This is a genomic window from Streptomyces sp. NPDC088194 (assembly GCF_040702025.1).
In the GTDB taxonomy this organism is placed as follows: Bacteria; Actinomycetota; Actinomycetes; order Streptomycetales; family Streptomycetaceae; genus Actinacidiphila.
The window spans coordinates 192,333-199,854 of the sequence record NZ_JBFBIV010000004.1 but is presented as its reverse complement, the minus strand read 5'-3'; the positions used below and the strand labels follow the sequence as shown (position 1 = coordinate 199,854).

Below are 7,522 nucleotides of genomic sequence, written 5' to 3'. Positions count from 1 at the left end.
CGGGGAACTGCGCGACCAGCCGGCCACCGGGCCGGAGACGGACACGAACCGCCACCACGACGGCGGGCAACCGCAGGGGCGCGGGGAACTGCGCGCGCAACCGGCCACCGGCCGTCAGACGAAGGCGAGGCAGCCACCCCGCAGGGGCCCGCAGGGGCTACGCCACGAAGAGGCCGGTCGGGTCGCCGTCCGGGGCCGCGCCGGAGCGGACGAGTTCGGCGGCTTGGGCGAGGCGGGCCGCCGCCTCGTCGGCGGCGGGACCGCTGACGGTGAAAGGTATGCGGACGTAGGACTCGTAGGCGCCGTCGACCCCGAATCGGGGCCCCGCGGGCACGCGGACGCCGAGCCGTTCACCGGTGACGGCGAGGCGGGACCCGGAGACGTCACCGGTGCGCACCCACATCGTCATGCCGCCGTGCGGCACGCTGAAGTCCCACCCGGGCGTGTGCGCGCGCAACGCGGCCACCAGGTCGTCCCGGCACTCGCGGGCGCGGGCCCGGCGGGAGGCGAGCGCCTGCTCCCAGCCGCCGCCCCGCATCAGCCAGGCCACCGCGAGCTGGTCGACGACGGGAGACGCGAGGTCGAGGTAGGCGCGGGCGGAGACCAGCCGGCGCACCACGTCGGGCGTGGAGCGCACCCAGCCGATCCGCAGCCCGGCCCACACGCTCTTGCTCGCCGAGCCGACCGTCATCACGGTGCCGCCCCGGTCGAACGCGGCCAGCGGCCGCACCCCGGACTCCTCGCCGTCGAGGACCAGTTCGGCCATGGTCTCGTCGGCGACCACCGTGGCCCCCGCCACCCGGGCCGCCTCGACCAGCTCGCGCCGCTCGTCGTCGCCGACCAGCGTGCCGGTCGGATTGTGGAAGTCGGGCATCACGTAGACCATCCGGGGCGCGGCGTCCCGCATCACGCGGCGCCAGACGTCCATGTCCCAGCCGCCCAGCCGCTCCCGCAGCGCGACGGGCACCAGCCGGGAGCCGGTCTCGCGGAACAGCTCCAGCACGTTGGCGTAGCTGGGCGACTCCACGGCGACCCGCTCGCCGTATCCCACCGAGTGCCGGGCGGTCGCGCCGACCGCCCCCATCGCCCCGGTGGTCACCATGATCTGCTCGGGCATGGTCGGCACCCCGCGTGCGGTGTAGCGGTCCGCGATGGCCTCGCGCAGCACCGGCAGCCCGGCGGGGAAGTCGCCGTGGGTCGCGGCGTACGCGGGCAGCTCGGCGAGGGCGCCCTGCATGGCCCGGCTCAGCCACGGCTCGGGCGCGGGCAGCGCGGCGGTGCCGAGGTCGATCACGGACCCGGCGGCGTCCGGCGGCAGGGGTTCCAGGCTGCGGGAGGGCAGGATGTGGCCCTCGGGGATCGCGGTCCAGCTCCCGGCGCCGCGCCGGGAACGCGCGAAGCCCTCGGCCCGCAGCGCCTCGTACGCGGCCGCGACGGTGGTCCGGCTCACCCCGAGCGCGAGCGCGAGTTCCCGCTCGGCGGGCAGCCGCGCGGCGACCTGGAGCCGCCCTTCCAGCACCAGCAGCCGCACCCCGTCGGCCAGCCCGCGGTAGGCGGGCAGCTTCCGTCCGCCGTTCCCGGTACCGGCCCCGCTCCCGCCGGCCGCCGGCCGGGGGGTCAGAAGCCGGGCAAGGTGCGCGGCGCTCACCGTAGCGGTCCACTGAGGCATCGAACTCAGTCCACCTTTCCCGGATTGGCTGTGGAAGAAAGCCGTGTACAGGCCACAGAGTGGCATGCGCGTCCGTTCACACGCCAGGGGGGTACCCGTGCGCCGTCCACCCGTCCACCGCCTCGTCCGTCTCTACGCCGGGCTCGCGCTGTACGGCGCGAGCGACGCGCTGCTGGTCCGCGCCTCGCTCGGCCTGGACCCGTGGGACGTCTTCCACCAGGGGCTGTCGCGGCTGACCGGGATCAGCATCGGTCTGGTCTCCATTGTCGTCGGTGCCGCCGTTCTGCTCCTGTGGTGGCCGATGCGGCAGCGCCCGGGGCTCGGCACCGTGTCCAACGTGGTGCTCGTCGGCCTCACGCTCGACGCCACCTTGGCCCTGGTGCCGTATCACCCGGCGCTCGCGGTGCGGGTGCCACTGGTGGTGGGCGGGGTGCTGCTGAACGGCGCGGCCACCGGCCTGTACATCTCGGCCCGGTTCGGCCCCGGCCCCCGCGACGGCCTGATGACCGGCCTGCACCGCAGGACCGGCCGCTCGCTGCGGCTGATCCGTACCGGCATCGAGCTGACCGTGCTGGCGGCGGGCTTCGTACTCGGCGGCGGCGTGGGCGTCGGCACCGTGCTGTACGCCGTGTCGATCGGCCCGCTCGCCCAGTTCTTCCTGCGCCTGTTCGACACTCCCCCGGCCCGGTCCCAGGCCGGGCCCCCGGCCTCGTCCGCGGCCTCGTCCGCGGCCGGTTCCGAGCCGATCATGGCCGGTACGGACGGCTCTGCGGGCATTCGCCGGGAAGCGCCGGAACACCGGGTGGTGGACACGATTTAGCCCTGAGGGGTGCGGGCGGGTAGTGTACGCGGTTGGCCCAGCGAGCTGACCGCTACTGCACGCAAAAGATACGACGACAGCGGGTGACATATCCCGCCGAGTGTGACAAATGGGATGTCGCTGGGTAGAAACAGGGGCGACACGACGGGCGACGCATATCCCGAAACGGGAATCTTCACCGCCGACCGGACGTTGACCGGATGACGACGACAGCGACACCTGTCCTGTGGGCGACCAAAGCCCGGGAGGCACGATTCATGAGTGAGCGAGCTCTCCGCGGCACGCGACTCGGGGCCACCAGCTACGAGACCGACCGCGGCATCGATCTGGCCCCGCGCCAGACCGTTGAGTACGCATGCCGGAACGGCCATCGATTTGAGATGCCGTTTTCGGTTGAGGCCGAGATTCCTCCGGAGTGGGAGTGCCGCGCCTGCGGCCAGACCGCGCTTCTGGTGGACGGAGAAGGTCCCGAGGAGAAGACCACGAAGCCGGCGCGCACGCACTGGGACATGCTCATGGAGCGGCGCACGCTCGAAGAGTTGGAGGAAGTGCTGGCCGAACGGCTCGCCGTCCTCCGGTCCGGAGCGATGAACATCGCGGTGCATCCGCGCGACAACCGCAAGACCGCCTGACGGACCGGGTCCGCGGCGCCGCGGGCCCCACTCCGGGCCCGCATCCGCGGCCCCCGAACCCTTCCGCCCGGCCGGAGCATCCGCTCCGCGCCGGGCGTACCTATGCCGTCCTACGGTGTCCTGTGCGTGCCCGATCCTGTGCCGCCGGTCGCCGCGACCGACGGCAGGCCCCGCCGCCCGCCGTGGCAGGCCGAGAGGTCCGTGGCGGGCCGTGGCGGGCAGTCCGTGCCGGTTGCGGGCGGTCAGTCCCGGTTGATGACCTCGCCCTGGACCACCTTGTCCCCGGAGGAACCAGACCCGCCGCCCGAGCCGCTGCCGGAGCCGGGCCCACCACCGGGGCCGGCCCCGCCGCCGAAGCCAGGTCCGCCGGGCCCTCCGAAGCCGCCCGCGGGCCCTCCCGGCGGCATCGGCACGGCGCGGCCGAGTACCGCCCGGTCCACCCGGCGCCCGATGAACGCCCGGGCCTGCGGGATCAGCAGGACCAGCGCGACCGCGTCGGAGACGAACCCGGGGATGATCAGCAGCAGCCCGCCCAGCATGGCCAGGCCGGTCCGGCCACCGCCCTGGGGCGGGCCGGGCTGCACCCCCTGCTGCTGGGCGTTCACGGATGCCGCGAGGTTCTGCCAGGCGCTGCGCCCGGCGCGCTTCACGGCGGCGGCGCCCAGCACGAACCCGGCGAGAATGCACAGAAAGACCACGAGCCAGTTGGTCGCCCCGGCCACCACCGTCAGCAGCCAGATCTCCAGCGCCACCCACACCGCGATCGCGATCGGCACGATGGTGCGAGCCCGCGAGCGACGCTGTCGCTGCGGCCTGACCGGGGGCGGTGTGTTCGTCGTCATATCTCAAGTGTGCCAAAGGCCGGGTAAAGCCCGTCGCCGGGCGCCCGTGGCGCTGGACTGGCGCCGTACCGGCCAGCGACGATGTGCGGCGTGACACACCCGGAGCCCTCCGACGACCCCGCGCCGCAGGCACACCAGCCCCGAGCCGCCGACCCGCACGCCGGATCACCCGGCGGTCCCGCCCCCGACGGCGACACCCTCGCCGACCGCCTGGCCCGGATCGAGGCCCTGCTCGTCCCCGCCCGGGCCGAACCCGGCACGGCCCGGAACGAGGCCGTACCGGCTTGGCGCCGGGCCACCCGGGGGGAGCCGCGTTGGGCCGCGACCGCCTCCGTGCTCGCGGTGGTGGCGATCCAGCTCGTGCTGCCCGACCGGCTGGTGGGCCACCCCCGGATTCTGGTCCCCGTGGTGGAGGCGGCCCTGCTCGCCTGCCTGATCGCGCTCAACCCGCACCGCATCGAGCGCGGCTCCCGTACGTACCGGGTGCTCAGCCTGGTGCTGACCCTGGCGATCGGAGCCGCGAACCTGTACTCCGTGGTCCTGCTGGTGCGCGGGCTGGCCGAGGGCACCGACCACACGCCGGCCGGGAGGCTGCTGCTGACCGGTGGCGCGATCTGGCTGATCAACGTCGTGATCTTCGCGCTCGCCTACTGGGAGCTGGACCGCGGCGGCCCGGCCGCCCGCGCGCACGGCGAGCAGGACGTGCCGGACCTCCTCTTCCCGCAGTTGCAGTCCCCGCAGCTGTCGCCTCCGCACTGGGAGCCCGCCTACCTGGACTACTTCTACCTCTCCTTCACCAACTCCACGGCGTTCAGCCCGACCGACGTGCTGCCGGTGACACGGAAGGCGAAGCTGCTGATGATGGCGCAGTCCGCGGTGTCGCTGGTCACCGTGGTGCTGGTGGTGGCCCGGGCGGTCAACATCCTCAACTGACCGGCAGCGGCGGCCCGATGACGCTACGGCAGCTGGCGGCGCCCGGTGATCTTGCTCGCCCGCGCCCCGACGCCCCACGCGGTGACCCGCCACAGCGCCTCGGCCACGATGTTGCGGCTCATCTTGCTGTCACCGCGCTCGCGCTCCACGAAGGTGATCGGCACCTCGACCACGTGGAAACCCGCCTTCACCGCGCGCCAGGCCAGGTCCACCTGGAAGCAGTAGCCGGCGGAGGCGATGTCGCCCATGCCCAGGCTCTCCAGGGTCTGCCGCCGGAAGGCCCGGTAGCCGCCGGTGACGTCGCGGAGCGGCACGTCGAGCATCATCCGGGAGTAGGTGCTGCCGCCCCGGGAGAGGTACTCGCGGTGCTTGGGCCAGTTCACCACCCGGCCGCCGGGAATCCACCGGGAGCCGAGCACCAGGTCGGCGCTCTTCAACGCGGTGAGCAGCCGCGGCAGTTCCTCCGGCTGGTGCGACCCGTCGGCGTCCATCTCGACCAGCACGCCGTAGTCGTGGTCGATCCCCCACTGGAACCCGGCCAGGTAGGCGGCGCCGAGGCCCTCCTTGCCCTTGCGGTGCATCACGTGCACCTGCGGGTCGTCGGCGGCGAGTTCGTCCGCCAACTTGCCGGTGCCGTCAGGGCTGTTGTCATCGGCGATCAGGATGTCCGCTTCGGGCACCGACGCCCGGACCCGCTTGACGATCGGCCGGACGTTCTCCGCCTCGTTGTAGGTGGGGATGATGACCAGGACCCTGCCGAGGGAGTCGAAGCTCCGCTGCTCGTCCTCGTTCACTGCTGCGTCTGCCCTTTCGCCATGCGCGTGCGCTCCAGCCTGCCGATCGCGGTGGCGGCCGCGCAGGACAGAAGACCAACCATAGCGAGTGCCCACTCAGGTGCCGCACCGACTCGGTCCGCGATCGTCTTCTCGTCGCGCAGCGGAATGTCGGCGCTGATGACCTGCTGGGTGAACTCCTTGCTGCGCTTCTCGATCGTCCCGTCCGGCTCGACCACCGCGCTGATCCCACTGGTCGCCGCGGTGACCACGGCCCGGCCGTGCTCGACCGCGCGCAGCTTGGACATCGCGAGCTGCTGGTCGGGCTGGCCGGTGCGGCCGTAAGTTGCGTTGTTGGTCTGTACGACGATGGCGCGGGCTCCGGCGTTCACTGTGTCGCGCACAATTCCGTCGTAGGCCACCTCGAAGCAGATCACGTCGCCCAGCTTCGCCGGTCCGATCTGCATCACACCGCTGCCCTTACCTGGGTAGAAGTCCTTCGGGATCTCGTTCAGCATCGGGATGACCTTGGTCAACTCTTTACGGAACGGGACGTACTCGCCGAACGGCACCGGGTGCTGCTTCGTATAGTGCGCGCCCGGGCCGGTGACCGGGTCCCAGACGATCCCCTCGTTCTGCACGTGCGCCTTGTCCGGGCCGTCGACCAGCGCGCCGACCAGCACCGGCACGCCCACCGCCTGGACCGCCTCGGTGATCTTGTCGTACGCCTGCGGGTAGGTGAACGGGTCCAGGTCCGAGGAGTTCTCCGGCCACAGCACGATGTCGGGCTTGGGCACCTTGCCGGCCTTGATGTCCGCGGCGAGCTTGAGGGTGGCCTGCACGTGGTTGTCGAGGATCTTCATCGGGCGGCCGAGGAAGTGCATGCCGGGCTGCTGCACGTTGCCCTGCACGATGGCGACCTTCACGTGCCCGACGGCGTTGGTGTGGATCGGCACGAGCAGGCCGGACAGCAGCACGGCCGCGGCCAGGACGAGCGCCCCGGCCGCGGGCAGGGCGCCCCGCACGGTCAGTGCCCGGGTCCGTGGCGCCTCGGGGCGGGCGCGGTACGCCCGGTGGGCGGCGAGCGCCGCCGCGGCCAGCAGGGCGCCGCTGAGCGCCACCGCGAAGCTCACCAGCGGGGCGCCGCCGAGCGCGGCGAGCGGGGTGAACGGCGACCCGGTGTTCGCGAACGCCAGCCGGCCCCAAGGGAATCCGCCGAACGGCAGCCGGTCGCGGACCAGTTCCTGGGTCACCCACAGGCACGCCGCCCACAGCGGCCACCACGGCAGCCGGCGGGCCACCACCATCAAGGCGGCCATCACCACCAGGTAGAGCGCCTCGATCGCGGACAGGCCCACCACGGCGAGCCAGATCACCGACCGCAGCCACAGCAGCAGCCACAGGAAGAACGGGAACGCGAAGGCGAAGCCCAGCCAGGCGCCCTGGCGGACCGTGCGGCCCTCCAGCACCAGCGCGAGGCCGGCCACCGCGACCAGCGACAACGGCCACACGCCGTACGGCGGGAAGGCGGCGGCCATCATCAGGCCGAAGGCCGCGGCCACCCCGCTCCTGGGGGCCGCGGCCCTGGCGGTGGCCTTCCACCGGGCGCGCCGCGTCGCCGGTACGACCGGTACGACGATCACGTCGGCGGCAGGCACGGCCACGGGGGGCGCCGCGGGGGCGTTCGGCGGACGCAGGCGCACGGGGGTGGCCTTCCTGCAGGTCGAGAGAGTTGTCGAAGGTGACCGTACCTCGTCTTCCTGGCGGTTCGGCCGGGGCGGGGTCCGCCCGTCCCGCCCATCCCCGTGGGTTCCCGGACCTCGCGGCACGCGGGTGGCTCGCCGCGCCGTTCT

Annotated in this window: 7 protein-coding genes; 3 read left to right on the top strand and 4 right to left on the bottom strand. The window is 73.1% G+C overall.

What is annotated here, in order from left to right; all coding sequences use genetic code 11:
• Nucleotides 1–157: 157 nt before the first annotated feature.
• Entirely contained in the window at nucleotides 158–1,669 is a 1,512-nt protein-coding gene (locus AB0399_RS03465) for a PLP-dependent aminotransferase family protein (protein ID WP_329371746.1), read from the bottom strand.
• 64 nt (nucleotides 1,670–1,733) lie between these two features.
• On the opposite strand from AB0399_RS03465, the gene AB0399_RS03460 reads away from it, so the two are divergent.
• Both AB0399_RS03460 and AB0399_RS03455 read left to right on the top strand, forming a co-directional pair.
• Nucleotides 1,734–2,489: a hypothetical protein gene (locus tag AB0399_RS03460; protein WP_366410082.1), complete on the top strand. Its 756-nt coding sequence runs from the start codon at nucleotides 1,734–1,736 to the stop codon at nucleotides 2,487–2,489.
• A 257-nt stretch (nucleotides 2,490–2,746) separates the two neighbouring features.
• Entirely contained in the window at nucleotides 2,747–3,121 is a 375-nt protein-coding gene (locus tag AB0399_RS03455; RefSeq protein ID WP_031517570.1) for an RNA polymerase-binding protein RbpA, read from the top strand.
• Between the two features lie 242 nt (nucleotides 3,122–3,363).
• Here AB0399_RS03455 and fxsA read toward each other — a convergent pair whose 3' ends face one another.
• On the bottom strand, nucleotides 3,364–3,963 hold the full coding sequence (gene fxsA / locus AB0399_RS03450) for an FxsA family membrane protein (protein ID WP_366410081.1): 600 nt from the start codon (nucleotides 3,961–3,963) through the stop codon (nucleotides 3,364–3,366).
• Nucleotides 3,964–4,053: 90 nt separating this feature from the next.
• Between fxsA and AB0399_RS03445 the strand changes: the two genes are divergently transcribed.
• On the top strand, nucleotides 4,054–4,896 hold the full coding sequence (locus AB0399_RS03445; protein WP_366410080.1) for a DUF1345 domain-containing protein: 843 nt from the start codon (nucleotides 4,054–4,056) through the stop codon (nucleotides 4,894–4,896).
• Nucleotides 4,897–4,919: 23 nt separating this feature from the next.
• Here the strand turns inward: AB0399_RS03445 and AB0399_RS03440 are convergent, their stop codons facing one another.
• Together AB0399_RS03440 and lnt are read right to left on the bottom strand one after the other, a co-directional pair.
• Nucleotides 4,920–5,690: a polyprenol monophosphomannose synthase gene (locus AB0399_RS03440; RefSeq protein WP_329371737.1), complete on the bottom strand. Its 771-nt coding sequence runs from the start codon at nucleotides 5,688–5,690 to the stop codon at nucleotides 4,920–4,922.
• Nucleotides 5,687–7,312, bottom strand: coding sequence for an apolipoprotein N-acyltransferase (lnt, locus tag AB0399_RS03435; RefSeq protein ID WP_366410087.1), 1,626 nt, complete (start codon nucleotides 7,310–7,312; stop codon nucleotides 5,687–5,689). The genes AB0399_RS03440 and lnt overlap by 4 nt, the downstream gene beginning before the upstream one ends.
• Between the last annotated feature and the right edge of the window lie 210 nt (nucleotides 7,313–7,522).